General features: G+C 72.6%; 25 protein-coding genes. 21 read left to right on the top strand and 4 right to left on the bottom strand.

The window, feature by feature from the left end; translation table 11 throughout:
- The first annotated feature begins 336 nt into the window (after nt 1-336).
- The 8 genes from ACZ6S0_RS31365 to ACZ6S0_RS31330 are packed head-to-tail and all read left to right on the top strand — an operon-like array spanning nt 337 to nt 8,022.
- Entirely contained in the window at nt 337-1,611 is a 1,275-nt protein-coding gene (locus ACZ6S0_RS31365; RefSeq protein WP_465922909.1) for an NAD(P)/FAD-dependent oxidoreductase, read from the top strand.
- Entirely contained in the window at nt 1,608-1,850 is a 243-nt protein-coding gene (locus tag ACZ6S0_RS31360; RefSeq protein WP_344475636.1) for a (2Fe-2S)-binding protein, read from the top strand. Before ACZ6S0_RS31365 ends, ACZ6S0_RS31360 begins: the two co-directional genes overlap by 4 nt.
- Entirely contained in the window at nt 1,847-3,370 is a 1,524-nt protein-coding gene (locus tag ACZ6S0_RS31355) for an FAD-dependent oxidoreductase (RefSeq protein WP_465922908.1), read from the top strand. Before ACZ6S0_RS31360 ends, ACZ6S0_RS31355 begins: the two co-directional genes overlap by 4 nt.
- Before the next feature lie 23 nt (nt 3,371-3,393).
- A complete protein-coding gene (locus ACZ6S0_RS31350) occupies nt 3,394-4,287 on the top strand; it encodes a dihydrodipicolinate synthase family protein (RefSeq protein WP_465922907.1) in 894 nt (297 codons plus the stop codon).
- Complete coding sequence (locus ACZ6S0_RS31345) at nt 4,284-5,285, top strand: proline racemase family protein (RefSeq protein ID WP_344873793.1); 1,002 nt, start codon at nt 4,284-4,286, stop codon at nt 5,283-5,285. The genes ACZ6S0_RS31350 and ACZ6S0_RS31345 overlap by 4 nt, the downstream gene beginning before the upstream one ends.
- A gap of 10 nt (nt 5,286-5,295) precedes the next feature.
- Nucleotides 5,296-6,273, top strand: coding sequence for a proline racemase family protein (locus ACZ6S0_RS31340; protein WP_465922906.1), 978 nt, complete (start codon nt 5,296-5,298; stop codon nt 6,271-6,273).
- Nucleotides 6,270-7,298, top strand: a complete 1,029-nt coding sequence (locus ACZ6S0_RS31335; protein WP_465922905.1) for an ornithine cyclodeaminase family protein — start codon at nt 6,270-6,272, stop codon at nt 7,296-7,298. The genes ACZ6S0_RS31340 and ACZ6S0_RS31335 overlap by 4 nt, the downstream gene beginning before the upstream one ends.
- A 49-nt stretch (nt 7,299-7,347) precedes the next feature.
- On the top strand, nt 7,348-8,022 hold the full coding sequence (locus ACZ6S0_RS31330) for a GntR family transcriptional regulator (RefSeq protein WP_465922904.1): 675 nt from the start codon (nt 7,348-7,350) through the stop codon (nt 8,020-8,022).
- A gap of 423 nt (nt 8,023-8,445) precedes the next feature.
- On the opposite strand, the gene ACZ6S0_RS31325 is transcribed toward ACZ6S0_RS31330, so the two are convergent.
- Entirely contained in the window at nt 8,446-9,366 is a 921-nt protein-coding gene (locus tag ACZ6S0_RS31325; protein WP_465922903.1) for an EamA family transporter, read from the bottom strand.
- 123 nt (nt 9,367-9,489) lie between these two features.
- On the opposite strand from ACZ6S0_RS31325, the gene ACZ6S0_RS31320 reads away from it, so the two are divergent.
- A complete protein-coding gene (locus ACZ6S0_RS31320; protein ID WP_465922902.1) occupies nt 9,490-10,716 on the top strand; it encodes an MFS transporter in 1,227 nt (408 codons plus the stop codon).
- On the opposite strand, the gene ACZ6S0_RS31315 is transcribed toward ACZ6S0_RS31320, so the two are convergent.
- Nucleotides 10,678-11,445, bottom strand: coding sequence for an ABC transporter permease (locus ACZ6S0_RS31315; protein WP_465922901.1), 768 nt, complete (start codon nt 11,443-11,445; stop codon nt 10,678-10,680). The genes ACZ6S0_RS31320 and ACZ6S0_RS31315 overlap by 39 nt on opposite strands.
- A gap of 43 nt (nt 11,446-11,488) precedes the next feature.
- Entirely contained in the window at nt 11,489-12,397 is a 909-nt protein-coding gene (locus ACZ6S0_RS31310) for an ABC transporter ATP-binding protein (protein ID WP_465922900.1), read from the bottom strand.
- 205 nt (nt 12,398-12,602) lie between these two features.
- Between ACZ6S0_RS31310 and ACZ6S0_RS31305 the strand changes: the two genes are divergently transcribed.
- The 12 genes from ACZ6S0_RS31305 to hisG all read left to right on the top strand — a co-directional run bounded on the left by ACZ6S0_RS31305 (nt 12,603) and on the right by hisG (nt 24,041).
- Nucleotides 12,603-13,838: a multidrug effflux MFS transporter gene (locus ACZ6S0_RS31305; protein WP_465922899.1), complete on the top strand. Its 1,236-nt coding sequence runs from the start codon at nt 12,603-12,605 to the stop codon at nt 13,836-13,838.
- A 96-nt stretch (nt 13,839-13,934) separates the two neighbouring features.
- Nucleotides 13,935-14,633: a helix-turn-helix transcriptional regulator gene (locus ACZ6S0_RS31300; protein WP_465922898.1), complete on the top strand. Its 699-nt coding sequence runs from the start codon at nt 13,935-13,937 to the stop codon at nt 14,631-14,633.
- A complete protein-coding gene (gene sufB / locus ACZ6S0_RS31295; protein WP_465922897.1) occupies nt 14,630-16,042 on the top strand; it encodes a Fe-S cluster assembly protein SufB in 1,413 nt (470 codons plus the stop codon). The genes ACZ6S0_RS31300 and sufB overlap by 4 nt, the downstream gene beginning before the upstream one ends.
- Nucleotides 16,042-17,169: a Fe-S cluster assembly protein SufD gene (gene sufD, locus ACZ6S0_RS31290; RefSeq protein ID WP_465922896.1), complete on the top strand. Its 1,128-nt coding sequence runs from the start codon at nt 16,042-16,044 to the stop codon at nt 17,167-17,169. The genes sufB and sufD overlap by 1 nt, the downstream gene beginning before the upstream one ends.
- Complete coding sequence (locus ACZ6S0_RS31285; protein ID WP_344873817.1) at nt 17,166-17,492, top strand: non-heme iron oxygenase ferredoxin subunit; 327 nt, start codon at nt 17,166-17,168, stop codon at nt 17,490-17,492. Before sufD ends, ACZ6S0_RS31285 begins: the two co-directional genes overlap by 4 nt.
- A 4-nt stretch (nt 17,493-17,496) precedes the next feature.
- Nucleotides 17,497-18,243, top strand: a complete 747-nt coding sequence (sufC, locus tag ACZ6S0_RS31280) for a Fe-S cluster assembly ATPase SufC (RefSeq protein ID WP_344873819.1) — start codon at nt 17,497-17,499, stop codon at nt 18,241-18,243.
- Complete coding sequence (locus tag ACZ6S0_RS31275; protein ID WP_465922895.1) at nt 18,240-19,496, top strand: cysteine desulfurase; 1,257 nt, start codon at nt 18,240-18,242, stop codon at nt 19,494-19,496. Before sufC ends, ACZ6S0_RS31275 begins: the two co-directional genes overlap by 4 nt.
- A 2-nt stretch (nt 19,497-19,498) precedes the next feature.
- Nucleotides 19,499-19,936, top strand: coding sequence for a Fe-S cluster assembly sulfur transfer protein SufU (gene sufU, locus ACZ6S0_RS31270; protein WP_344873823.1), 438 nt, complete (start codon nt 19,499-19,501; stop codon nt 19,934-19,936).
- Nucleotides 19,933-20,292 (top strand): metal-sulfur cluster assembly factor, encoded by a 360-nt coding sequence (locus tag ACZ6S0_RS31265; protein ID WP_465922894.1) that lies wholly within the window; start codon nt 19,933-19,935, stop codon nt 20,290-20,292. Before sufU ends, ACZ6S0_RS31265 begins: the two co-directional genes overlap by 4 nt.
- A gap of 312 nt (nt 20,293-20,604) precedes the next feature.
- Complete coding sequence (locus ACZ6S0_RS31260) at nt 20,605-22,605, top strand: DEAD/DEAH box helicase (RefSeq protein WP_465922893.1); 2,001 nt, start codon at nt 20,605-20,607, stop codon at nt 22,603-22,605.
- Between the two features lie 265 nt (nt 22,606-22,870).
- The gene (locus ACZ6S0_RS31255; RefSeq protein WP_344873829.1) at nt 22,871-23,134 is read left to right on the top strand and encodes a phosphoribosyl-ATP diphosphatase; all 264 of its coding nucleotides are present in this window, start codon (nt 22,871-22,873) and stop codon (nt 23,132-23,134) included.
- A gap of 61 nt (nt 23,135-23,195) precedes the next feature.
- The gene (hisG, locus tag ACZ6S0_RS31250) at nt 23,196-24,041 is read left to right on the top strand and encodes an ATP phosphoribosyltransferase (protein WP_465922892.1); all 846 of its coding nucleotides are present in this window, start codon (nt 23,196-23,198) and stop codon (nt 24,039-24,041) included.
- A 68-nt stretch (nt 24,042-24,109) separates the two neighbouring features.
- Here hisG and ACZ6S0_RS31245 read toward each other — a convergent pair whose 3' ends face one another.
- Entirely contained in the window at nt 24,110-25,423 is a 1,314-nt protein-coding gene (locus ACZ6S0_RS31245) for an aminotransferase class V-fold PLP-dependent enzyme (RefSeq protein ID WP_465922891.1), read from the bottom strand.
- Nucleotides 25,424-25,433 lie beyond the last annotated feature (10 nt).

Raw genomic sequence — 25,433 nt, 5'->3', positions numbered from 1 at the left:
GGAACACCTCGCCCATCTGTTGGCCCGCCACCGGGAACATCCCGCCCATCGGTTGGTCCGCCACCGGGAACATCCCGCCCACCACTTGGCCCGTCACCCGGAACACCCCGCCCATCGGTTGGTCCGCCAGCGGGGAACACCCCACCCCGGGGCGCGGTCCCGCCGCTGGGAACGCCGAACCTGTCGGCCGCCCCTCCCGCCGGGCCTTCCGCCCGGCTCGTCCCTCCCCCTCAAGGGACCTCGCCGAAGTGCGGTGAGTGCGTGTGCCGGGCAGAAGGGGGAAATCGGGCTTCTCAAGCGGAGAAGTATGTGACATGTTACTGAAAGGAGGTGGGGATGTCCGACGTGATCGTCGTCGGCGCCGGAGTGGTGGGCGCGGCCTGCGCGTACTACGCCGCGCGCGCCGGTCTCGACGTGACCGTGGTCGACCGGGGACCCGTGGCCGGTGGCACGACGGGGTCGGGTGAGGGCAACGTGCTGGTGTCCGACAAGGAGCCGGGACCCGAGCTGGAGCTGGCCGTGCTGTCCAACCGGCTGTGGCGCGAGCTGGCCGCCATCGGCGGTTTCGAGTACGAGCCCAAAGGCGGGCTCGTCGTCGCCGAGACCGAGGAGGTCCGGCGCAAGCTCACCGGCCTGGCCGCCGCGCAGGGCGTGGAGCACACGCCCGTGTCCGGCGAGAGGCTGCGCGACTACGAGCCGCACCTGGCCGAGGGCCTCGCGGGCGGCGTGTACTACCCGCAGGACGCCCAGGTCCAGCCCATGCTGGCCGCCGCCACCCTGCTCAGCCACGGTGCCGAGAGCTTCGGCCACGGCGTGCTGCGGCTGCGCCTCGGGGTCACGGTGAACGGGTTCATCCGTTCGGGCGGGCGGGTGACCGGCGTCCGCACCTCGCACGGCGACGTGCTCGGCGACGCGGTCGTCAACGCGGCGGGCACCTGGGGCGGCGAGGTGGCGGCGCTGGCGGGCGTCGGGCTCCCGGTCCTGCCCAGGCGCGGGTTCATCCTCGTTACCGAGCCGCTGAACGGGCCGCTGAACGGGCACTCGAACGGGTCGCCGCGTGAGCCGCTGATCCGGCACAAGGTCTACACCGCCGCCTACGTGACGAACGTGGCCAGCGACTCCGCCGCGCTGGAGACCTCGGCCGTGGTGGAGAGCACGCCCTCGGGGACCGTGCTCATCGGGGCGAGCAGGGAGCGGGTCGGGTTCGACCGGACGACGTCCGTACCGGTGCTGGCGAGGCTGGCCGGGCAGGCGGTCGCGCTCTTCCCCGCGCTGCGCGAGGTGCGGGCGATCAGGTCGTACTGCGGCTTCCGGCCGTACTGTCCCGACCATCTGCCCGTCATCGGCGCCGACCCGCGCGTGGACGGGCTGTATCACGCGTGCGGGCACGAGGGGGCCGGCATCGGGCTCGCCCCGGCGACCGGGAGCCTGCTCGCCCAGCTCCTCACCGGCGAACGGCCCGACCTGGACCTGCGTCCCTTCCGCCCCGACCGCTTCCCAGAGGAGGCCGTGACCGGGCCGGGACGACCCGGGCGGCTCACCGGCCAGGCGGCCCAGGCGGCCCCTGCGGATCCGGTGGCTCCGGTGGCTCCGGTCAAGGAGGACCTGTGACCTTCCACATCACCGTGGACGGCCGGCCGGTGCCGGTCGTACCCGGGCAGACGATCGGCGCGGCGCTGCACGCGGCCGGGGTGCGCTCGTGGCGCACCACCCGCTTCGGCGGGCGGCCGCGCGGGCTGTTCTGCGGCATCGGGGTCTGCTTCGACTGCCTGATCTCGGTGAACGGGCGTCCGCCGGAGCGCGCCTGCCTGCTGGAGGCCGAGCCGGGGGACGAGGTGACGACGGCGTGACGTCCGAGGGCCAGACGTACGATCTCGTGGTGGTGGGCGGCGGGCCCGCCGGGGTCGCGGGCGCGCTGACGGCGGCGCTGGCCGGGTTGCGCGTGGCGCTGGTGGACTCCGGTGCCCGGCCGGGCGGCCAGTTCTTCCGGCACACCGCCGAGCCGGAGGCGGCCCCTGGGCTGGACCGGTTCCTGCGGCAGGCCCGCGCCCTCGCCGAGCGCGCCGACGTGCTGCTCCGGCACCAGGTCTGGCACGTGTCCCGCGAGCCGGACGGCGACCTCCTCGTGCACTGCTCGACCCGGGGAGAGTCAGGGGAACGGGCGCGGCCGCTGCGGGCCCGGCGGCTGCTGATCGCGACCGGCGCGTACGACCGGTCGCTGCCGTTCCCCGGCTGGGACCTGCCGGGCGTGCTCACCGCCGGGGGCGCGCAGGCGCTGCTCAAGGGCGGCGGCGTGGTGGCGGGCAGGCGGATCGTCGTCTCCGGCACCGGGCCGTTCCTGCTGCCCGTCGCCGCTGGGCTGGCCGGGGCCGGGGCGCGGGTGCTCGGCGTGTACGAGGCCAACGGCGGCCTCGGCCTGGCCCGGCATCCGCTGATGGCCCTGGGCAAGGCGGGGGAGGCGGCGGGGTACGCGGCGGCCCTGGCCCGGCACCGGGTGCCGTACCGGACGCGTCACGCCGTGGTGGCCGCCCACGGGGAGCGTGAGGTGGCGGCCGTCACCGTGGCCCGCCTCGACGCGGGCTGGAACGTTCTGACCACCCGGATCGTCGAGTGCGACACTGTGGCCGTGGGCTACGGGTTCGTGCCGCAGATCGAGCTGGGCACGCAGCTCGGCTGCGCGACCCGGCACGGCGTGGACGGCAGCCCGGTGCTGGCTGTGGACGCCGCCCAGCGTACGAGCGTGCCGGGGGTGTGGGCCGCCGGAGAGCCGGTCGGCGTGGGCGGCCGGCTGCTGGCCGAGCTGGAGGGCCGCATCGCGGGCCGGGCCGTCGTGGCCGACACCCGCACAGCCACCGGCCCGGCTGCCAGCCCAGTCGCGGGCCCAGTCGCGGGCCCAGTGGCGGGCGCGGTCACAGTCACGGGCGCGGGCGCGGGCGCGGGTGCGGTCACGGGCGTGGGCGTGGTGCCGTGGGTGTTCGTGCGGCGGCGGCAGCGGTGGCGGGCGTTCGGCGAGGCGTTGCACCGCGCGTACCCCGTCAAGGACGGCTGGCAGGGCTGGCTGCGCGGTGACACGCTCGTGTGCCGCTGCGAGGAGGTGCCGCTGGAGGGCGTACGCCGGGCGCAGGCACTCGGCGCGACCGACGCGCGCTCCGTCAAGCTCCTGGCCAGGCCCGGCATGGGCTGGTGCCAGGGCCGCGTCTGCGGATACGCCGTCGCGTGCCTGGCGGGCGAGCCGCCGCGGCCGCCCCGCCGTCCCCTCGCCCAGCCCGTCACGCTGGGCGCCCTCGCCTCGCTCGACGTCCCGCCCGGATCCGGCAGCCGCGTCGGCCCCGGCAGCCCCGGCAGCCCCGACGACCATCCCGCTCACTGACCCCCGCTTGGAGGAACTTCCCGATGGACAACCGCAGCAAGCCCTGGCACGGCGTCATGGTGGCCACGGCCCTGCCCCTGCGCGAGGACCTGTCGGTCGACCACGACGGCTACGCGGAGCACTGCCGGTGGCTGGTGGACCACGGCTGCGACGGCGTCGTACCGAATGGGTCGCTCGGCGAGTACCAGACGCTCACCCCGCAGGAGCGGACGAAGGTGATCGAGACCGCGGTGGCGGCCGTCGGCGGCGAGCGCGTGATGGCCGGGGCGGGCGCGTACGGCGCGGCCGAGTCGCGCCGCTGGGCCGAGCAGGCGGCCGAGGCCGGTTGCGGCTCGGTGCTGCTGCTGCCGCCCAACGCCTACCGGGCCGACGAGCGGGCCGTCGTCGCCCACTACCGTGAGGTCGCCAAGGCCGGTCTGCCGATCGTGGCCTACAACAACCCGTACGACACCAAGGTCGACCTGACCCCCGCGCTGCTGGCCAGGCTGCATGAGGAGGGGCTGATCGCAGCGGTCAAGGAGTTCACCGGCGACGTGCGGCGGGCGTACGAGCTGGCCGAGCTGGCCCCCGGGCTCGACCTGCTGATCGGCTCCGACGACGTGCTGCTGGAGCTGGCCGTCGCCGGGGCGGCCGGGTGGATCGCCGGATACCCCAACGCGCTGCCGGAGTCCTGCTCGGCGCTCTACCGGGCCGCCGTCGCCGGTGACCTGGAGACCGCGCTGCCCCTCTACCGCACCCTGCACCCGCTGCTGCGCTGGGACTCCAAGGTCGAGTTCGTGCAGGCCATCAAGCTGTCCATGGACATCGCCGGCCGCTACGGCGGCCCCTGCAGGCAGCCCAGGCAGCCGCTGACGGACGAGCAGGCGGCGATCGTCCGGGCGGCGACCGAGAAGGCGCTGGCGGAAGGGCTGCGATGAGGACGAAACGCGTCTTCCACGCCGTCGACTCGCACACCGAGGGCATGCCCACCCGGGTCGTCACCGGCGGCATCGGTGTGATCCCCGGAGACAGCATGGCCGAGCGGCGCGTCTACTTCCGCGACCACCTCGACCACATCCGCACGCTGCTGATGACCGAGCCGCGCGGCCACTCCGCCATGAGCGGCGCCATCCTCCAGCCGCCCACCAGGCCGGACGCGGACTTCGGCGTGCTGTTCATCGAGGTGTCCGGGCTGCTGCCGATGTGCGGGCACGGCACCATCGGCGTGGCCACCGTGCTGGTGGAGACCGGCATGGTGGAGGTGAGCGAGCCGGTCACGACCGTACGCCTGGAGGTCCCGGCCGGGCTCGTCGAGGTGGACGTGGCGGTCGAGGACGGCGCGGCCACGTCGGTGACCTTGCGCAACGTGCCCTCCTACTGCGACCGGCTGGACGCCAAGGTGAGCGTGCCCGGGTTCGGGGAGATCGCGTACGACCTGGCGTACGGCGGCAACTTCTACGCCATCGTCAACCTCGCCCACTACGGGCTGCCGTTCGACCGGGCGGCCAAGAACGAGATCATCGCGGCCGGCCTGGCCACCATGGAGGCGATCAACGCCGCCGACGAGCCCGCGCACCGCGAGGACGAGCGCATCCGCGGCTGCCACCACGTCTACTTCGCCGCCCCCGGCTCCGACGCCCGCCACTCGCGGCACGCCATGGCCATCCACCCGGGCTGGTTCGACCGCTCGCCCTGCGGCACCGGCACCAGCGCCCGCATGGCCCAGCTCCACGCGCGGGGCGAGCTGGCGATCGGGGCGGAGTTCGTCAACGAGTCGTTCATCGGCACCCGGTTCGTCGGACGGCTGCTGGAGGAGACCACCGTGGGCGGGCGTCCCGCGGTGCTGCCGTCGATCACCGGCCGGGCCTGGATCACCGGCACGGCCCAGTACTTCCTCGACCCGCGCGACCCGTTCCCCGCCGGTTTCGAGCTGTGAGGAGGATCGGATGATCACGACCGTCGACTACCACACGGGCGGCGAGCCGTTCCGCATCGTGACCGGCGGGGTGCCCGAGATCGGCGGCTCCGACGTGCTCGCCCGCCGCGCCACCGCGATGGCCGAGTTCGACGACGTGCGGCGGCTGCTGTGCCACGAGCCGCGCGGGCACGCCGACATGTACGGCTGCTTCCTGGTGCCGCCGGACGATCCCGGCGCGCATCTGGGCGCGCTGTTCTGGCACAAGGACGGCTTCTCCACCGCCTGCGGGCACGGCACGATCGCGCTGGGCGCGTACGCCGTCCACGAGGGCCTGGTCGAGGCGGCCCCCGACGGCGTCACCGACGTGGTGGTCGACGTGCCCTCCGGGCGCGTCACGGCCCGGGTGCGCACCCGCGCGGCCCGGGTCGAGTCGGTCACCTTCGTCAACGTCCCCTCGTACGTCACCGCCCGCGCCGTGCCGGTCGCCGGCGTCGAGGTGGACGTCGCCTACGGCGGCGCGGTCTACGCCTGCCTGCCCGCCTCCGCCGTCGGCCTGGCGGTCGAGCCCCGGCACCTGGGCGCCCTCGTCGAGCACGCCCGCCGGATCAAGGCCGGGCTGGCCGGACACCCCGCCGCCCGGCACCCGGCGGACGAACGGCTGTCCGGCGTGTACGGCGTGATCTTCCACGAGGACCTGCCCGGCGACGGCGACGGCGACGGCGGCGTCAGGCGGCAGCGCAACGTCACCGTCTTCGCCGACGGGGAGGTGGACCGCTCGCCCTGCGGCTCGGGGACCGCCGCCAGGATGGCCCTGCTGCACGACGAGGACAAGACCGCCGAACTCGTCCACGAGAGCGTCGTCGGCAGCGTCTTCACCGCCCGTGTGCGCGAGGCGGGGCCGCGGGGCGTGGTCGTGGAGGTCGACGGCACGGCGTACCGGACCGGGCGGCACGCCTTCGAACTCGACCCGGCCGATCCCTTCCCGACCGGGTTCACGCTGCGATGAGCGGGCTGCCGTACCTCGACGCCGCCACCGTGGAGCGGCTGGTGCCGATGGGCCGCGCCGTGGCCGTCCTGGAGGAGGCGCTGCGGGCCGGGCTCGACCCCGAGGCCACGCCGCGGCGGTCGGCGATCGACGTCCCGGCCGGGCAGCTCCTGCTCATGCCCGCCGTGGGGAGGAGCGGCGTGGGGAGGAGCTACGTGGGAGTCAAGGCGGTCAGCGTCGCGCCCGCCAACCCAGGGCGGGGGCTGGCCCGCGTCCAGGGGACGTACCTGCTGTTCGACGGCGACACCCTGGCCCCGCTGGCCGCCGTGGACGGGACCGCGCTCACCTCGCTGCGCACGCCCGCCGTCTCCGCGCTCGCCGTCCGGCATCTGGCCGAGGCGGGGGCGCGGCGGCTGGTGGTGTTCGGGAGCGGGCCGCAGGCGTACGGGCACGTGCTGGCGCTGCGGGAGGTGCGGCCGGTCGAGGAGGTCACCGTGGTCGGGCGCGACGCGGGCCGGGCCGAGGCGCTCGCCGCCCGCTGCCGCGCCCTCGGTCTGACCGCCCAAGCCCTGACGACGCCCCCGGCCCCCACGCCCCCAGGCACGACGCACTCGGCCGCCGTGCCCCCGGCCGCGGTGGCGCAGGTGGTGGCGGGGGCCGATCTCGTCGTGTGCTGCACGACGGCCAGAGAGCCGCTGTTCCCCGGTAAGCTCGCCCGCGACGGTGCCACCGTCGTCGCGGTCGGCTCCCACGAGCCCGAGGCCCGCGAACTCGACGGCGACCTCGTCGCACGCGCCACCGTGGTCGTCGAGGCCCGAGCCGCCGCCCTGGAGGAGGCCGGTGATCTCGTCGTGCCGATCCGCCGGGGTACGATCACTTCCCGCCATCTCGCCGGTAACCTCGCCGACCTGATCGCCGGAAGGGTGGTCGTGGGCCCGGGGCCGCGTGTGTTCAAGAGCACGGGCATGGCATGGGAGGACCTCGTGGTCGCGTCCGCCGCCTACGAGGGCTGGGCTCACCAGAGGGCGCGCGACGTCGGGCCCTGACAGGGAAGTCGGGCGCTGACAGGAAAGGGATGGGGAAGGGATGGGCGGGATGGCTGCCGAGGACCGGCTCGACCTGCCGATGGTGGGAGAGCGCCGGAGCCTGCGCGAGCAGGTCGCGCACGCGTTGCGGGCCGCGCTGATCACCGGTGAGATGCGGCCGGGGGTGGTCTACTCCGCCCCGGTGCTGGCCGCCCAGTTCGGCGTCTCGGCCACGCCCGTCCGCGAGGCCATGCTCGACCTGGCCAAGGAGGGCCTGGTCGAGGCGGTGCGCAACAAGGGCTTCCGGGTCACCGAGCTGTCCGACCGCGACCTCGACGAGCTCACCGAGATCCGCGCGCTCATCGAGGTGCCCACGGTGGCCAGGCTGGCCGACAGCTCGCGGGCGGAGGAGTTCGAACGCCTCAGGCCACTCGCCGAGGAGATCGTCTCGGCCGGCGAGCGCGGCGACCTGCTCGCGTACGTGGACGCCGACCTGCGCTTCCACGTCGAGCTGCTGTCCCTGGGCGGCAACGCCCATCTCGTCTCGGTGGTGCGCGACCTGCGCAACAGGGCCAGGCTCTACGGCCTGTCCCAGCTCTCCGCCCGCGGCGGGCTGGGCGAGTCGGCCAGGGAGCACCTCCACCTGCTCGACGCGCTCAAGACCGGCGACGGCGAGGTCGTCGCCCGCCTCATGTCCGACCACATCGGCCACGTCCGCGGCATCTGGGCCGAACACCGACCCTGACCCGGCCCTCGGGCCCCCTGACCAGGCACTCGCCCCTGCCACGGACCGGACGCCGACCCGTCCTTCGGCCCGGACACCCGGGCCGCGTCGCGGACGTCCGAACACCGGGCACTAAGTTCTGACATTCGGGGATCAGAGAGCCGCCGTTGGCGGTAATCTCAATGCGGGCCGGTCGAGTGGCGAGCGCCGGTGGTGCCGCCCTCCCGATCCACACCTGGCCTGATCCACACCCGGTCCACGACGGACCGGCCACCCCCGCCTGCCGGTGGTGGCATATGCCTGGTCAAGCGGACACCCGCACTCCGCTGACCTCCCCGGGCTCGGCGAACCCCGCCCAACAGCCGAGCCCTCCGCCGCGCGCCCGAGATCCCATCCCGCGGGCGCGCGGCGGGCCTCCCTGATCTCACCCGCCTCGCGGGCCACTCACGTCAGGGCCCTGCCGGTACGCGTCGAGCCCAGGCTGGCGGCCACGATGCACACGATCGCCGCCCACTGCTGCACGTGCAGGAACTCGCTCAGCAGCAGCACCCCGACCAGCGCCGCCACGGCCGGCTCCATGCTCATCAGGATGCCGAACACGTGCTTGGGCATCCGCCGCAGCGCCTGCAGCTCCAGCGAGTACGGGATCACCGACGACAGCAGCCCCACGCCCAGCCCGATCAGCAGCAGCTCCGGCTGCAGCAGGTCGGCCCCGCCGGTGGTGATCCCGACCGGGGCGATCACCACGCCCGAGACGATCATCGCGAACGACAGCCCGGTCGTGCCAGGAAAGCGCCGCCCGGCCGCCGCCGACAGCAGGATGTATCCGGCCCAGCAGGCCCCGGCCACGGCCGCGAACCCGATGCCCACCCAGCTCGCCGAGGCCGACTCGCCCCAGGGCGCCAGCAGCGCCACGCCCGCCGCCGCCAGGCCGACCCACAGCAGGTCGATCCGGCGCCGCGAGGCCGCCACCGCCACGCCCAGCGGCCCCAGGAACTCGATCGCCACCGCGATGCCCATCGGCAGCCGTGACAGGGCCTCGTAGAAGGACAGGTTCATCACGGCCAGCGTCAGGCCGAAGCCGACGCCCACCGCCCAGTCGCGCCAGGACAGCCCCCTCAGCCTCGGCCGGACGAGCACCCCCATGATCAGCGCCCCGGCCGCGATGCGCAGGAACACCACCGCGCTCGGCGGCAGCGTCGTGAACAACTCCTTCGCGAACCCGGCGCCGAGCTGCACCGAGACGATGGCCAGCAGCACGAGCCCCGGGGGCGGCATCGAGTCGGCCGCCGTGCGCAGCAGATTGCCCGGCTTGGGCAGGCCGGGTCCGCGGTCGAGCGGATCGTCGAGGGCGAAGGCGGTCAACAGGACTCCTCATCAGGGCAAACAGGCAACCGTCCGAGCGTACTCAGGCGGGGCGACATTTCCCCCTCAGGGTGGTACTACTGCCGACTGGCTCAATTATTCGGACAAACCCACCATGGAAGCATGAAAGCCAGCTCGCTCCCCGTGAGCCCCGTCCGGCCTCCGCAGGCTCTGTCCGTGTCCTCGTTCGTCAGCAGCTTCGACCGCTTCGCGGTGAGCCCCATGCTCGTGCTCATCGCCGCCGACCTGGGCGTCTCGCTGTCGGCCGCGGTCGCCGCCGCCAGCGGCTACTACCTGGCGTACGGGCTCACGCAGCCGCTGTGGGGCCTGCTGTCCGACAGGTTCGGGCGGGTGCGGGTGATGCGGTGGGCGTTGTTCGGCGCGGCGGTGGCGGGCGCGGCCTCGGCGCTCATGCCCGTGCTGGCGGCGCTGGTGGTGGCCAGGGTCGTCACGGGCGCGTGCTTCGGCGCGGTGATCCCCACGGGGCTCACGTACGTGGGCGACACCGTCCACCAGTCCGTACGCCAGCGCGCCCTCACCGACCTCATGGCCGCCGCCGCGCTCGGCACGGCCCTGGCCACGGGGCTGGGCGGGGTCGTCGCGGGCCTGGTGGACTGGCGGGTGGCCTTCACCGTGCCCGCCGCCTGCGCCCTGGCCTGCGCGCTGGCGCTGCGTTCGCTGCCCGAGCCGCCCCGGCAGGAGGAGCGGGCCGGGCACGGCGTGGGCCGGTACCTGCGCCTGGTGCTCGGGCACCGGTGGGCGCTGCTGGTGTTCGGGCTGTCCTTCACCGAGGGGGCGATCATGCTCGGGACCATGCCGTTCCTGGCCACCGCGCTCCAGTACGCCGGGCTGGCCGCCGCCGTGGCGGGCCTGGCCATCACCGCGTACGGGCTGGGGCTGTGGGCGTTCTCCCGGCTCGTCAAGCGCCTGTCGGGCCGGTGGCCCGCACCCGTGCTCATGGTCGTCGGCGGGACGCAGCTCTGCCTGGGCTTCGCCGTCGTGACCGTGCACGTGAGCGTGCCCGCCGTGGCCGTCACGGCGCTGCTGCTGGGCGGCGGGTGGTCGTTCCTGCACTCCTCGTTGCAGACCTGGGCGACCTCCGTGGTGCCCGAGGCCAGGGGGACGACGATCGCGTTCTTCGCCTGCGCGCTGTTCGTGGGCAGCGCGGTCTCGTCGTGGGCGGCGGGCCCGCTGGCCGAGGACGGACGGTACGGTCTGCTCTTCGGCCTCGCGGCGGCCGCCGCGATCCCCCTGACGGCGGTGGCCGCGCTCAGCCGCCGCCGCTACGGCGCCCGGCACCCCGCGGGAACGTCACTCCCAGCGGAACGTACGCGACACCAGGCCCAGTGACAGCACCGCCCACGCGGCCAGCACCGCCAGCGGGACCAGAGGGAGCGCCGCCCCCTGGGAGAGCACCGCGCGCAGGCCGGTCGTCAGGGCCGAGATGGGCAGCGCCTCCAGGACCGGGCGGGCCCCCTCGGGGAACTTCGTCAGCGGGAACACCACCCCGCCCGCCCCCAGCAGCACCAGGTAGACCAGGTTCGCCGCCGCCAGCGTGGCCTCCGCGCGCAGCGTGCCGGCCATCAGCAGCCCCAGCCCGCTGAAGGCCGCCGTGCCCACCACGACCAGCAGCGCCGCGCTCAGGAACGACCCCTGCGGCCGCCACCCCAGCGCCAGCCCGACGGCCACGATCACCACGGCCTGGATGAGCTCCACGCCCACCACCGCCGCCGTCTTGGCGAGCATGAGCCCGCTCCTGGACAGCGGGGTCGCGCCCAGCCGCTTGAGCACGCCGTAGCGGCGCTCGAACCCGGTCGCGATGGCCTGCCCGGTGAACGCCGTGGACATGACCGCCAGCGCCAGCACGCCCGGGGCCAGGAAGTCGACCCGCCGCCCGCCGCCGACGTCGATCAGCGACGTCAGCGAGAACCCGGCCAGCAGCAGCACCGGGATGACCAGCGTCAGCAGGAGCTGCTCGCCGTTGCGCAGCATCGCCCGCAGCTCCGCGCCCGCCTGCGCCAGCACCATGCGCGGGAACGGCGCCGCGCCGGGCGCGGGGGTGAGGTCGAGCGCGGTCATCGAGGCGCCCTCCTGGTCGGCGCGCGGAACGAGCCGGGCGTGGTCATCGCAGCTCCCTGCCGGTCAGTTCGAGGAAGACGTCTTCGAGGGTGCGGCGTTCGATGCGCAGGTCGTCGGCCGTGACGCCCTCGGCCGCGCACCAGGCCGTCGCCGTGGCCAGCAGCTCGGGCCCCACCTGGCCCTCGATGATGTAGTGGCCGGCGGGCGACTCCTTGGCCGCGCTGCCCGCCGGGAGCGCGTTGAGCAGCTCTTCCAGCGCCAGCCCCGGCCGGGCCCTGAACCTGAGCTGACGTTCGGCGCCGGTCAGCGAGGCGGGGGTGCCCTCGGCCACCACGCGCCCGCGGTCGATGATGACCACGTGGTCGGCCAGCCGCTCGGCCTCGTCCATGTGGTGGGTGGTCAGCACCACCGACACGCCCGCCCCGCGCAGCTCGCCCACCAGCTCCCAGCACGCGTGCCTGGCCTGCGGGTCGAGCCCGGCCGTCGGCTCGTCGAGGAAGACCAGCTCGGGCCGGCCGATGACGGCCGCGGCCAGCGACAGCCGCTGCTGCTGCCCGCCAGACATCCGCCGGTAGGGGGTGCGCGCGTGATCGGTGAGCCCCAGCCGCTCCAGCAGCGCCCCGGGATCGAGCGGGCGGGCGTAGAAGCGCGCCATCAGCCGCAGCCACTCCGCGCAGCGCATCGCCGGAGGCACGCCCCCGGCCTGCGGCATGGCCCCCACCCGCGCCCGCAGCTCCGGCTGCCACGGCGCCAGCCCCAGCACCCTGACGGCGCCCGCGTCGGCCTTGCGGAACCCCTCGCAGATCTCCACGGTGGACGTCTTGCCCGCGCCGTTGGGACCGAGGACCGCGGTGACGGCGCGGCGCTCGGCGCGGAACGTCAGGCCGTCGACGGCGGTGTGGCCGCCGTAGCGTTTGACCAGGTCGACGATCTCGACGGCTGGGGAATCCATGGCCACGAGTCTAGGGACTCCGACCGGCGGTCCGGCCCGCAGGTGACCATCCCGCGAGGCGTGCCCTACGGCTGTCACCCGACCCCACGAAACGTCATGGAATATCTAGCGAAATATCAGATAATCGGGAATTAGGAGGATCGGATCGGGGTTGGAGCACTCGGCCCACGTGGGCCACAGGCCCACGAGGGAAAGGGGAGCACGCATGTCCGTGGCTGAAGCCACGTCCGCCGCCGTCCGACCGGAGCAGAAGAGCCGCCGCGGGTTACTGCTGCTGATCCTCGGCGCGTTGTCGGCGATCGGGCCGCTCTCCATCGACATGTATCTCCCCGCGCTGCCCGCCATCACCTCCGAGATGCTCAGCGCCCCCGCCCAGGTCCAGCTCACCCTCACCGCCTGCCTCATCGGCGTCTCCGTCGGGCAGGTGATCGCCGGGCCGGTGAGCGACGTGCGCGGGCGGCGGGTGCCGCTGATCGTGGGCGTGGCCGGGTTCATGGCCGCCTCGCTGCTGTGCGCCTTCGCCCCCTCGGTGCCGACGCTGATCGCCTTCCGCCTGCTGCAGGGGGTGCTGGGCGGGGCGGCGCTGGTGATCGTGCGGGCCGTCGTACGCGACCTGTACGACGGGGCCGCCATCGCCCGGATCTTCGCCACGCTGATGCTCGTCAGCGGCCTGGCGCCGATCCTGGCCCCGATCGCGGGGGCGCAACTGCTGACGTTCACCTCGTGGCGGGGCGTGTTCGTGGTGCTCAGCGTCGCGGGGCTGGTGCTGCTGCTGGCCGTCCTGGGGGGCGTGCGCGAGACGTTGCCCGCGTCCCAGCGCGAGAGCGGCGGGCTCGGGCACACCGTGCGCACGTTCTGGCAGCTCCTGCGCGACCGCTCCTTCATGGGCTTCGCGCTGACCGGCGGGCTGTCCTTCGGCGCCATGTTCGGCTACATCTCCGGCTCGCCGTTCGTGCTCCAGGACGTGTACGGGGCCACGCCCCAGCAGTACTCGCTCGTCTTCGCGCTCAACGCCCTGGCCCTGACCGGCACCGCCCAGCTCGGCGGCCGGCTCTCCGGACGGGTGTCGCCCGTGCTGCTGGTGCGCGCCGGCCTGGCCGCCGCCCTGGCGGGCGCGATCCTGCTGCTGACCGCGGTGCTCGCCGGGCTCGGCCTGTGGGCCGTCGTGGGCGGGCTGTTCGTGATTATGCTGGGCCAGGGCCTGACGCTGCCCGGCACCAGCGCGCTGGCGCTCGGCTCCCAGCCCGCGCAGGTGGCGGGGAGCGCCTCGGCGCTGACGGGCGTGCTGCAGTTCGCGCTGGGCGCCGCCGCGGCTCCGCTGGTCGGACTCGCCGGATCCGGCACCGCGCTGCCCATGGCGTGTGTCATGCTCGGGCTCGTCCTCTGCTCGTGCCTGGCCTTCATGGTTCTGGGCCGTGATTCTGGGGCGAGCAAAGGTTAGGTAAGGCTACCCTGCGTGACAAATTCCATTCCCCGGCCTGCTCGGATCCGTTTGTGAACCGGGAAGGAATTACGGCACACTGATGTTGTGAAAAACATGCCCACGATGGAGCCCGGCGGCGAGCGCGGCACCCGCGCTCGGGTCGCCAGGCTGATTCTTGAGCATGGTCCCGTCGCGGCAGCGTCCCTGGGCGAGCGGCTCGGGCTCACCCCCGCCGCCGTACGCCGTCACCTCGACGCGCTGCTGGCCGACGGGATGATCGAGCCCCGTACGGTGCGGCCGCGCGGGCAGCGCGGACGCGGACGGCCGGCCAAGCTGTTCGCGATCACCGACGCGGGGCGCAGTGCCTTCGAGCACGCCTATGACGACCTGGCCGGCAGCGCGCTGCGCTTCGTGGCCGAGCGCATGGGCGAGCGAGCCGTGACCGACTTCGCCCGCGAGCAGGTGTCGAGCCTGCTGCGGCGGCTGGAGCCGGCCATGCGGACGGTGCCCGCGGACCAGCGCGTCCAGGTGCTGGCGCAGGCGCTGTCGGTAGAGGGGTACGCCGCCTCGGCCAGCAAGGCCAAGTCCGGCGGCGACCAGCTCTGCCAGCATCACTGCCCGGTGGCGCACGCGGCCGCGGAGTTCCCGCAGCTTTGTGAGGCCGAGACGGAGGCGTTCGCGCAACTGCTCGGCACACCGGTGCAGCGCCTGGCCACGATCGCCCACGGCGACGGGGTGTGCACGACGCACGTGAGCCCCCAGTCGCTGGCCGATCCCGCACATAGAGACAAGAGCAAGGAGACCGGAAGGTGACTGTCACCGACCGCCCGGAGCTGGAAGGCCTCGGGAATTACAAGTTCGGCTGGGCCGACCCGGATGCCGCGGGCGCGGCGGCCAAGCGCGGCCTGTCCGAGGAGGTCGTCCGCGACATCTCCGCACTCAAGAGCGAGCCGGAGTGGATGCTCGACCTTCGCCTGAAGGGCCTCCGCCTGTTCGACAGGAAGCCGCTGCCGACGTGGGGCTCCGACCTCACCGACATCGACTTCGACAACATCAAGTACTTCGTGCGCTCCACCGAGAAGCAGGCCGCTTCCTGGGACGAGCTGCCCGCCGACATCAAGAACACCTACGACAAGCTCGGCATCCCCGAGGCGGAGAAGCAGCGCCTCATCGCCGGCGTCGCGGCCCAGTACGAGTCCGAGGTCGTCTACCACAAGATCCGGGAAGACCTCGAGGAGAAGGGTGTCATCTTCGTCGACACCGACACGGGGCTGCGTGAGCACGAAGAGCTCTTCAAGGAGTACTTCGGCTCGGTGATCCCGGTGGGCGACAACAAGTTCGCCGCGCTCAACACCTCCGTGTGGTCGGGTGGCTCGTTCATCTACGTGCCGCCGAACGTCGAGGTCGAGATCCCGCTGCAGGCATACTTCCGGATCAACACCGAGAACATGGGCCAGTTCGAGCGCACGCTGATCATCGTGGACGAGAACAGCTACGTCCACTACGTCGAGGGCTGCACCGCCCCGATCTACTCCTCCGACTCGCTGCACAGCGCGGTCGTGGAGATCATCGTGAAGAAGAACGCCCGCTGCCGCTACACGACCATCCAGAACTGGTCCAACAACGTCTACAACCTGGTGACCAAGCGCGCCGTCGCCTACGAGGGCGCCACCATGGAGTGGATCGACGGCAACATCGGCTCCAAGGTCACGATGAAGTACCCGGCCGTCTACCTCATGGGCGAGCACGCCAGGGGCGAGACGCTGAGCGTCGCGTTCGCCGGCGAGGGCCAGCACCAGGACGCCGGCTCGAAGATGGTGCACCTGGCGCCCAACACCCGCTCCAGCGTCATCTCCAAGTCGGTGGCGCGCGGCGGCGGGCGCACCTCCTACCGCGGTCTGGTGCAGATCGAGGAGGGTGCCCACGGCAGCGCCAGCACCGTCAAGTGCGACGCCCTGCTGGTCGACCAGATCAGCCGCTCCGACACCTACCCCTACGTCGACGTCCGCGAGGACGACGTCTCGATGGGCCACGAGGCCACGGTCTCCAAGGTCAGCGAGGACCAGCTCTTCTACCTCATGAGCCGCGGGCTCGACGAGGACGAGGCGATGGCGATGATCGTGCGCGGCTTCGTGGAGCCGATCGCGCGTGAGCTGCCCATGGAATACGCGCTCGAGCTGAACCGGCTGATCGAGCTGCAGATGGAAGGAGCCGTCGGCTGATGGGCCTGAACGAGAAGCCCCTGTCGACCCTGCACGAGAAGGCGTCGTTCGACCTGGCCGACTTCGAGGTGCCGACCGGGCGCGAGGAGTCGTGGCGGTTCACGCCGCTGTCGCGGCTGAAGGGCCTGCACAGCGGCAAGGCCCAGGCCGTGGGGCACGTACGCGTCGACGTGGACGCCGCCCCCGAGGTCACCGTCGAGACGGTCGGCCGCGACGACGCCCGCGTGGGCAAGTCGTTCGTGCCGAGCGACCGGGTCAGCGCCCAGGCGTGGCACGGCTTCGAGAAGGCCACCGTGATCACGGTGCCGCGCGAGGCCGTGACGTCCAAGCCGACCGTCCTGACGCTGCACGGCGAGCCGGCCGGCGCCGGCGCCGCCTACGGCCACATCGTGGTCAAGGTGGAGCCGCTGGCCGAGGCCGTGGTGGTGCTCGACCACAAGGGCAGCGCGATCTACGCCGACAACATCGAGTTCGTCGTCGGCGAGGGCGCCAACCTCAGGGTCGTCAGCCTGCAGGACTGGGAGCACGACGCCGTCCACGTCTCCCACCACCACGCCCAGCTCGCCAAGGACGCGACGTTTCGCAGCTTCGTGGTGACGCTCGGCGGCGACCTCGTACGCCTGTCGCCCACCGTCACCTACACCGCCCCCGGCGGCGACGCCGACCTGTCGGGCGTCTACTTCGTCGACGCCGGCCAGCACCTGGAGCACCGCCTCCTGGTCGACCACTCGCAGCCCAACTGCAAGAGCAACGTCGACTACCGCGGCGCGCTGCAGGGCGAGGAGGCGCACGCCGTCTGGATCGGCGACGTGATCATCCGGGTCGAGGCCGAGGGCACCGACACCTACGAGCTCAACCGCAACCTCATCCTCACCGACGGCGCCCGCGCCGACTCGGTGCCCAACCTGGAGATCCTCACCGGCGAGGTCGCGGGAGCGGGGCACGCCTCCACCTCCGGCCGCCTCGACGACGAGCACCTCTTCTACCTCCAGGCCCGCGGCATCCCCTACGACGAGGCCCGCCGCCTGGTCGTCAGGGGCTTCCTCGGCCAGCTCATCGAGAAGATCCAGATCGAGGAGATCCGCGAGCGCGTCCTCGGCGCGGTCGAGGCGGAGCTCACCCGATGAGCGCCTTCGTCAAGGTGTGCAAGGTCGAGGACATCCCCGACGGGGGCGTGCTCGGCGTCGAGGTCGGGGCGGAGGAGACCCCGGTGGCCCTGGTCCGCAGGGGCACGGAGGTCTTCGCCCTGCACGACGTCTGCTCCCACGCCGAGGTCAAGCTCAGCGAGGGAGAGGTCTACGACGACACGCTGGAGTGCTGGCTGCACGGCTCGTGCTTCGACGTCCGCAGCGGAAAGCCCACCGGGCCGCCCGCCACCAAGCCCGTGAACGTCTACACAGTGAAGATCGACGGCGATGACGTCCTCGTCTCGCTCTCGAAGGAGTCCTAAGCACATGTCCACCCTTGAGATCCGTGACCTCCAGGTCGCCGTCGAGGACAAGGAAATCCTGCGCGGCGTCAACCTGACCGTGAACTCCGGGCAGACCCATGCCATCATGGGCCCCAACGGCTCGGGCAAGTCGACGCTCGCCTACGCGATCGCCGGTCATCCCAAATACACGATCACCGGCGGCCAGGTGCTGCTCGACGGCGTGGACCTGCTGGAGCTGTCCGTCGACGAGCGGGCCCGCGCCGGCCTGTTCCTGGCCATGCAGTACCCGGTCGAGGTCCCCGGCGTGTCCGTCTCGAACTTCCTGCGCTCGGCCGTCACCGCCATCCGCGGCGAGGCGCCCAAGCTGCGCGAGTTCGCCAAAGACCTCAAGAACGGGATGGACGCGCTGTCCATCGACTCCGCCTTCGCCCAGCGCAACCTCAACGAGGGCTTCTCCGGCGGTGAGAAGAAGCGCCACGAGATCCTCCAGCTCGAACTGCTCAAGCCGAAGATCGCGGTGCTCGACGAGACCGACTCCGGTCTCGACGTCGACGCCCTGCGCGTGGTGTCGGAGGGCATCAACCGCTTCCGCGCCTCCGGCGAGACCGGCGTGCTGCTGATCACCCACTACACCCGCATCCTGCGTTACGTGAAGCCCGACTTCGTGCACGTCTTCGCGGGCGGCCGGATCGTCGAGGAGGGCGGGCCAGAACTGGCCGAGAAGCTCGAGGCCGAGGGCTACGAGCAGTACACGAAGGCATCTGCATGACTTCCTCCGGCCTCGATGTGGAGAAGATCAGGAAAGACTTCCCGATCTTCTCCCGCGAGCTGCCCGACGGGCGTCCGCTCGTCTACCTCGACTCGGGCAACTCCTCACAGAAGCCCAGCCAGGTCATCGAGACCATGCGCGAGCACCTGGCGCTGCACTACAGCAACGTCGGCCGCGCCATGCACGTGCTCGGCGCCGAGTCGACCGACGCCTACGAGAGCGCCCGCGACAAGGTCGCGGGCTTCGTGGGGGCGCCGTCGCGCGACGAGGTGATCTTCACCAAGAACGCCTCCGAGGCGCTCAACCTCATCGCCTACTCCTTCGGCAACCCGGTCAACACCGACCCGCGCTTCACGCTCGGCCCCGGTGACGAGATCGTCGTCTCCGAGATGGAGCACCACTCCAACATCGTGCCGTGGCAGTTGCTCGCGCAGCGCACCGGCGCGACGCTGAAGTGGTTCGGGGTCACCGACGACGGGCGGCTCGACTACGCGCCCGACCTCATCACCGAGCGGACGAAGATCGTCTCGGTCGCCCACCAGTCCAACGTCCTGGGCACCGTCAACCCGGTCGCCGAGGTGGCCCGGCGGGCGCACGAGGCCGGCGCGCTGATCGCGCTCGACGCCTCCCAGTCCGTGCCGCACCACCCGGTGAACGTGGCCGAGCTGGGCGCCGACTTCGTGGCCTTCACCGGTCACAAGATGCTCGGCCCCTCCGGCATCGGCGTGCTCTGGGGGCGGGCCGAGCTGCTGGAGGCCATGCCCCCGTTCCTGGGCGGCGGCGAGATGATCGAGGCGGTCTGGATGGACCACTCGACGTACGCGCCGCTGCCGCACAAGTTCGAGGCGGGCACGCCGCCGATCGTCGAGGCCATCGGGCTCGGCGCGGCGGTCGACTACCTCACCGAGGTCGGCATGGAGGCGGTCGAGGCGCACGAGCGGGAGCTGACGGCGTACGCGCTGGAGGCGCTGCGCGAGGTGCCGAGCCTGCGCGTCATCGGCCCCGAGACGCTGGAGGAGCGCGGGGGCACGGTGTCGTTCACGCTGGAGGGCATCCACCCGCACGACGTCGGGCAGATCCTCGACGACCGGTTCGGGGTCGCCGTACGCGTCGGGCACCACTGCGCCCGGCCCCTGCACCTGCGCTTCGGAATAGCGGCGACCACGCGGGCGTCGTTCTACCTGTACAACACCACGGCCGAGATCGATGCCCTGGTGCGCGGTCTGCACCACGTTCAGAAGGTGTTCGCATAGCCATGATCGGCGAGTCGATGTACCAGGAGCTGATCCTGGAGCACTACAAGCACCCGCAGGGGCGGGGGCTGCGTGAGCCGTACGACGCCGAGGTTCACCACGTGAACCCGACGTGCGGCGACGAGATCACGCTCAGGGTCAAGCTGGGCGACGCCGGCAAGATCGTCGACGTCTCCTACGACGGGCAGGGCTGTTCGATCAGCCAGGCCGCCGCCTCCGTGCTGCACGAGCTGGCCACGGGCTCCACGGTGGAGGAGACGCTCTCCGTGGTGGACGAGTTCACCAGGCTGATGCAGGGCAGGGGACAGGTGGAGGCCGACGAGGAGGTGCTCGGCGACGCGGTGGCGTTCGCGGGCGTGGCCAAGTTCCCGGCCCGGGTCAAGTGCGCGCTGCTTTCCTGGATGGCCTACAAGGACGCTGTTGTGAGGAGTGCCCAATGAGCAAGCCAGTGGAGACGCCGACCGGGTTCGACGGCGACGCGACCGCCGACGAGGTCATGGAGGCGCTCAAGGACGTCGTCGACCCCGAGCTCGGCATCAACGTCGTCGATCTGGGCCTGATCTACGGGCTCAACCTCGATCCCTCCGACGGCGGGCAGCCGGTGGCCACCATCGACATGACGCTGACCAGCGCGGCCTGCCCACTGACCGACGTCATCGAGGACCAGGCGCACTCGGCGCTCGAGGGCATGGTCTCCGACGTGAAGATCAACTGGGTGTGGCTGCCGCCGTGGGGCCCCGACAAGATCACCGACGAGGGGCGCGAGCAGCTCCGTATGCTAGGCTTCAACGTCTGATCTTTTCCTGCTGTTACGGCTGACGGAAAATGGTCAGCCGTTTCAGTGTGCCGATCGCGGGTTTGGGAAACTCCCGACCCATCACGGGGGAATATCCGATAACATCCCCGGCGTTGGCAAACAGGTACACCTGACGTCTCATCGCATGTCACGCATCGCCTGCGCCGGTGCCCGGTGTATCCCCCTCATCTTCACCCCGCCCCCATGACGGCGGGTGTCCTGAACCTGTGCGGCCGCCGCGCCGCCTGCCCCGGCTCGTCCTTTCGCAGAAGTGACGTGCCACTTCGATGGAAAGGCACGACTTTCGTGACCATGCTTGACACTGCCATGCCCGCGCTCGGCGAACCCTCGACCGAAGAGCCGGCGCAGGTCTCGGCAGAGACCCCCGCCGAGACGTCCGCGGACACCTCCACCGGCTCCCCCGCCGCGGCCTCGGCCGAGCAGGGCGGCCCGTCCGAGTTCGAGCTGCTCGGCCTGCCCAAGCCGCTGGTGAACGGACTGGCTCGGCTGGGCTTCGACAGCCCGTTCCCCATCCAGAGCGCGACCATCCCCGACGTGCTGGCCGGTAACGACGTCCTCGGCCGCGGTCAGACCGGCTCCGGCAAGACGCTCGCCTTCGGCCTGCCCACCATGGCCCGCATCGCCGGCGTGAAGCCCGTTCCCGGCCGCCCCCGCGCGATGATCCTCGTCCCCACCCGTGAGCTGGCCCTCCAGGTGCACGACGCCCTCGAACCTCTCGGCCGCGGCCTCGGGCTGCGCATGAAGGTGGTCGTGGGCGGCATGTCCATGGGCAAGCAGATCGAGGCCCTGCGGCGCGGTATCGACATCGTCATCGCCACCCCCGGCCGCCTGGGCGACCTGATCCGGCAGGGCGAGTGCTCGCTGGGCGACGTCGAGGTCAGCGTCCTCGACGAGGCCGACCACATGTGCGACCTCGGCTTCTTCCCGGTCGTCACCGACCTGCTGGCCCAGACGGCCGCCGACGGGCAGCGCCTGCTGTTCTCGGCCACGCTCGACGGTGACGTCGACAAGCTGGTGCAGCGCTTCCTCAAGAACCCCATCACCCATTCCGTGGCCCCCGCGACCTCCCCGGTCGACACCATGGAGCACCACGTGATGCAGGTCACGCGCGACGACAAGTTCGACGTCACGGCCGAGATCGCCAACCGCGAGGGCCGTACCATCATCTTCGTCCGCACCCAGCACGGCGTCGACCGGCTGTGCAAGCAACTGGCCAGGGTCGGCGTCAAGTCGGGCGGCCTGCACGGCGGCAAGCGCCAGAACCAGCGCACGCGCATCCTGTCGGAGTTCCGCGAGGGCTCCATCAACGTGCTCGTCTGCACCGACGTCGCGGCGCGCGGCATCCACGTCGACAACATCAGCCTGGTGCTGCACGTCGACCCGCCGCAGGACCACAAGAGCTACCTGCACAGGGGCGGCCGTACGGCGCGCGCCGGCGAGCGGGGCACGGTCGTCACGCTGGTGCTGCCCAACGAGCGCCGCTCGACCGACTCCCTCACGCGCCGCGCCGGGATCCACCCGTACCGGCTCAAGGCCACGCCCGGCCACCCGAGGGTGGCGGAGGTGACCGGCGCGCGCACGCCGAGCGGCGAGGCCATCCCCGTGTGGGAGCCCGACGTCCGCAAGCCGCTGCGCCCGCGCCGCGAGGGCGGCGGTGGCGGTGGCGTGTCCGAGCGCAGGGGGCGCCGTGGCGGCCGCCGCGACTTCGACGGCGAGCGCCGTCCGAGGCGGCACCAGGACGACTTCGGCCCCGAGCGCCGTCCGCGCCGCCACGAGGAGGGCGAGCGGCCCTTCGCCTCGGGCGGCGAGGACCGGCGTCCGCGCCGGCACGGCCAGGGCGAGCGGCCCTACGGGCGTTCGCAGGAGCCCCGCACGTTCGGCGAGGACCGCCCCCGCACGTTCGGTGACGACCGATCGCGTCCGTTCGGCGACGACCGGTCCCGGGCGTTCGGTGGCGACCGGTCGCGGGCCTATGGCGACGACCGGGCCCCGCGCGCGTTCGGCGACGACCGGCGCGGAGACGGCGGCCAGGCGCGGGGCGGCTACCGCTCCGACGAGCGCCCGGTTCGTCAGGACGACCGCGGCCAGGGTGGCGGCGGGTTCCGGCAGGACGACAGGGGTCCCCGGGGCGGTTCCGACCGGGGGCGTCCGTTCTCGGCCGACCGTGACCGCGGGGTCCGCTCCGACGACCGCGCGCCGCGCGACGGCTACCGCTCCGGCGGCGGCCGCGGTGACGAGCGCGGCAACGGCGGAGGCCACCGCCGGAACTCGGGCCGCCGCTACGAGCGCTGACCACGTGCCACCGCGTCACGTCTGACCGCCCGCCCGGCCCTCCTTCCCGCTTGCGCGGGGGAGGGCGCGGCGGGCGGCGTCGTTTCGCGGGGCCGTGTGCGGGGCTCTGTGGCGGCCGTGGCGGCGGCCGGACGGGCGGCTGGAGCAAAGATGGCTCCGGGATGAACGCCTGATGGCACCGTCTCGCGTGGCGGACGCGGGACCCCGCCACCCGATGGCGCAGACTAGGCTTGTCAGGCACGTCAGACGAACGACGAGAGAGACCATGAAGACCTTCGAAGAGCTGTTCGCCGAGTTGTCAGACAAGGCACGCACCCGGCCCGCGGGCTCGGGCACCGTGGCCGCGCTCGACGCCGGCGTCCATGCCATCGGCAAGAAGGTCGTCGAGGAGGCCGCCGAGAGCTGGATGGCGGCCGAGCACGAGTCGGACGACAGGGCGGCCGAGGAGATCTCGCAGCTCCTCTACCACGTGCAGGTGCTCATGATCGCCAAGGGCATCGGCCTCGACCAGGTCTACAAGCATCTCTAGGGCGCCGCGGCGCCCGGCCACCGAAGAGATAGCGAGAGCGAGACACGTAAGGACCTGTGACATGCTGCGTCTGGCAGTACCCAACAAGGGCGCGCTCAGCGAGGCCGCCCAGAGCATGCTGAAAGAGGCCGGCTACCGGCCGCGCAGAGACAGCAAGGAGCTCGTCGTTCTCGACGAGGCCAGCGGCTGCGAGCTGTTCTTCCTGCGCCCCCGCGACATCGCCGTCTACGTCGGCGAGGGCACCCTCGACGTCGGCATCACCGGCAGGGACATGCTGGTCGACTCCGGCGCCCCGGTCGAGGAGATCATGTCGCTCGGCTTCGGCGGCTCCACCTTCCGCCTGGCCGCCCCGGCCGGCACGATGACGGCCGTCGGCGACCTCAACGGCCGCCGTATCGCCACCTCCTACGCGGGGCTGCTCGACAAGTACCTGTCCGACCAGGGCGTCGACGCCCGGGTGATCAAGCTGGACGGCGCCGTCGAGACCGCCATCCGGCTCGGCGTGGCCGACGCCGTGGCCGACGTCGTCGAGACCGGCACCACGCTGCGCAACGTCGGGCTGGAGGTGTTCGGCGAGCCGATCATGCGCTCCGAGGCCGTGCTGATCAAGCGGCACAGCGCGCCCGACACGTCGAGCGTCGACCAGCTCGTACGCCGGTTCCAGGGCGTCGTGCACGCCCGCGACTTCGTCATGATGGACTACGACATCCGCGCCGAGCGCATCGAGGAGGCCATCGAGCTGACGCCCGGCATGGAGGGCCCCACGGTCTCGCCGCTGCACCGCGAGGGCTGGGTGGCCGTGCGCGCCATGGTCCGCCGCAAGGGCCACCAGCACGTGATGGACCAGCTCTGGGACATCGGCGCGAGGGCCATTCTGGTCACCGACATCTACGCCTGCCGCCTGTGACCTCTGCCCGCCGGGCCACCGGGCCCGGCGGGCGTCCCGCAGTCCGACCCCCGGCGCCCGGACGGCGGTCAACGTAGCGCCGCCACCGCCTGGATCGCGTGGTCCACCTGCTCGGGGGTGGTCACGATGCTGGTGCCGAAGCGCAGCAGCGGCGCGTGGTACGGCGTGGTGCTCGCGATCACCTTGCGCCCGCGCAGGCGCTCGACCGCCTCCTGCGGCGGCAGGCCCGCCACCGAGCAGCACACCAGCCCCGCCGACAGCTCCGGCTCGGCCGGGGTGGCCAGGGTGACGTGGGGCAGCCCGGCCAGGCCCGCCTTGAGCCGGGAGGCCAGCTCCTGCATACGCCGCCGTACCCGGTCCTTGCCGATGGCCGTCATGAACGCGAACGCCTCGGGCATCGCCCACCGGTGCTCGAACGCCTTGTAGCCGCCCGGCGTGACCAGCTCCGCCGTCGTCGCCCCCGGGCTCGTCCCGGCGCCGGCCCTCGGGCCCGCCGCGGCGTCTTGATGCCAGGCGGCGAACGCGGGCCCGCTGAAACTGGGCACGATCGGCGCGATCGCCTCCCAGGCACGGCCCCACACGAGGCCGGTCCCGCGCGGGCCGAACAGCCACTTGTGCGTGCCGCTGGCCAGGAAGTCGCAGCCCAGGTCCGCCACCCCGTCGGACAGCGCGCCGAAGCCGTGCACGCCGTCCACGCACAGCAGCGCCCTGTCGTGCTCGTCGCGGTGCCGGTTCGCCTCGGCCAGCAGGTCGGCGACGGCGCGGACCGGGACGCGGACGCCGGTGCTCGAGTGGACCCAGGTGATGGCGACCACCCTGGTGCGGGGGCCGAGGCCCTCCTTGATCGCCGACACCATGCGGTCGGCCGAGGCGCGGGCCGGGTCGTCGTACAGCCTGACCTTGCGGACCTCGGCTCCCGTGCGGGCGGACAGCAGGCGCAGGCCCTCGTGGGTGGCCAGGAAGTCGTGCTCGGTGGTGAGCACGTCCTGGCCGGGGCGCAGGAGCAGGCCGGAGTAGAGCAGGGCCAGGCCCATCGTGGTGCTGTCGGTCAGGGCGATCGCGTCCGGCTCCGCGGCCAGGTAGCGGGCGGCGGCCCGGCGTACCGTCTGGTCGGGGGCGCCGCCGGGCGGCGTGTAGTGGGGGTCGGCGTCGAGGGCGTCGCGGTGCGTCCTGATCGCCTCGCGCACCGGCGCGGGCGCGGGGGCCAGCACGAACGCGGCGAACTGGCCGTAGGCGGGGTCGAGCGCGAACTGCGACAGGACCGAGGCCCAGTCGGCGGGGTCGAAGGCGGCGTTCCCGGGCGGCGTGGCAGGGGCGTCGGCGGTGCACGCCGCCGCCCCGGTCAGCAGCCCCGCGCCGAGCAGGGACCGTCTGGTGAGCATGCCGGTGTCC

It is taken from the genome of Nonomuraea sp. NPDC051298 (assembly GCF_055586305.1).
The sequence above is the reverse complement of the archived record's forward strand: the minus strand, read 5'-3'. Positions and strand labels throughout refer to the sequence as shown.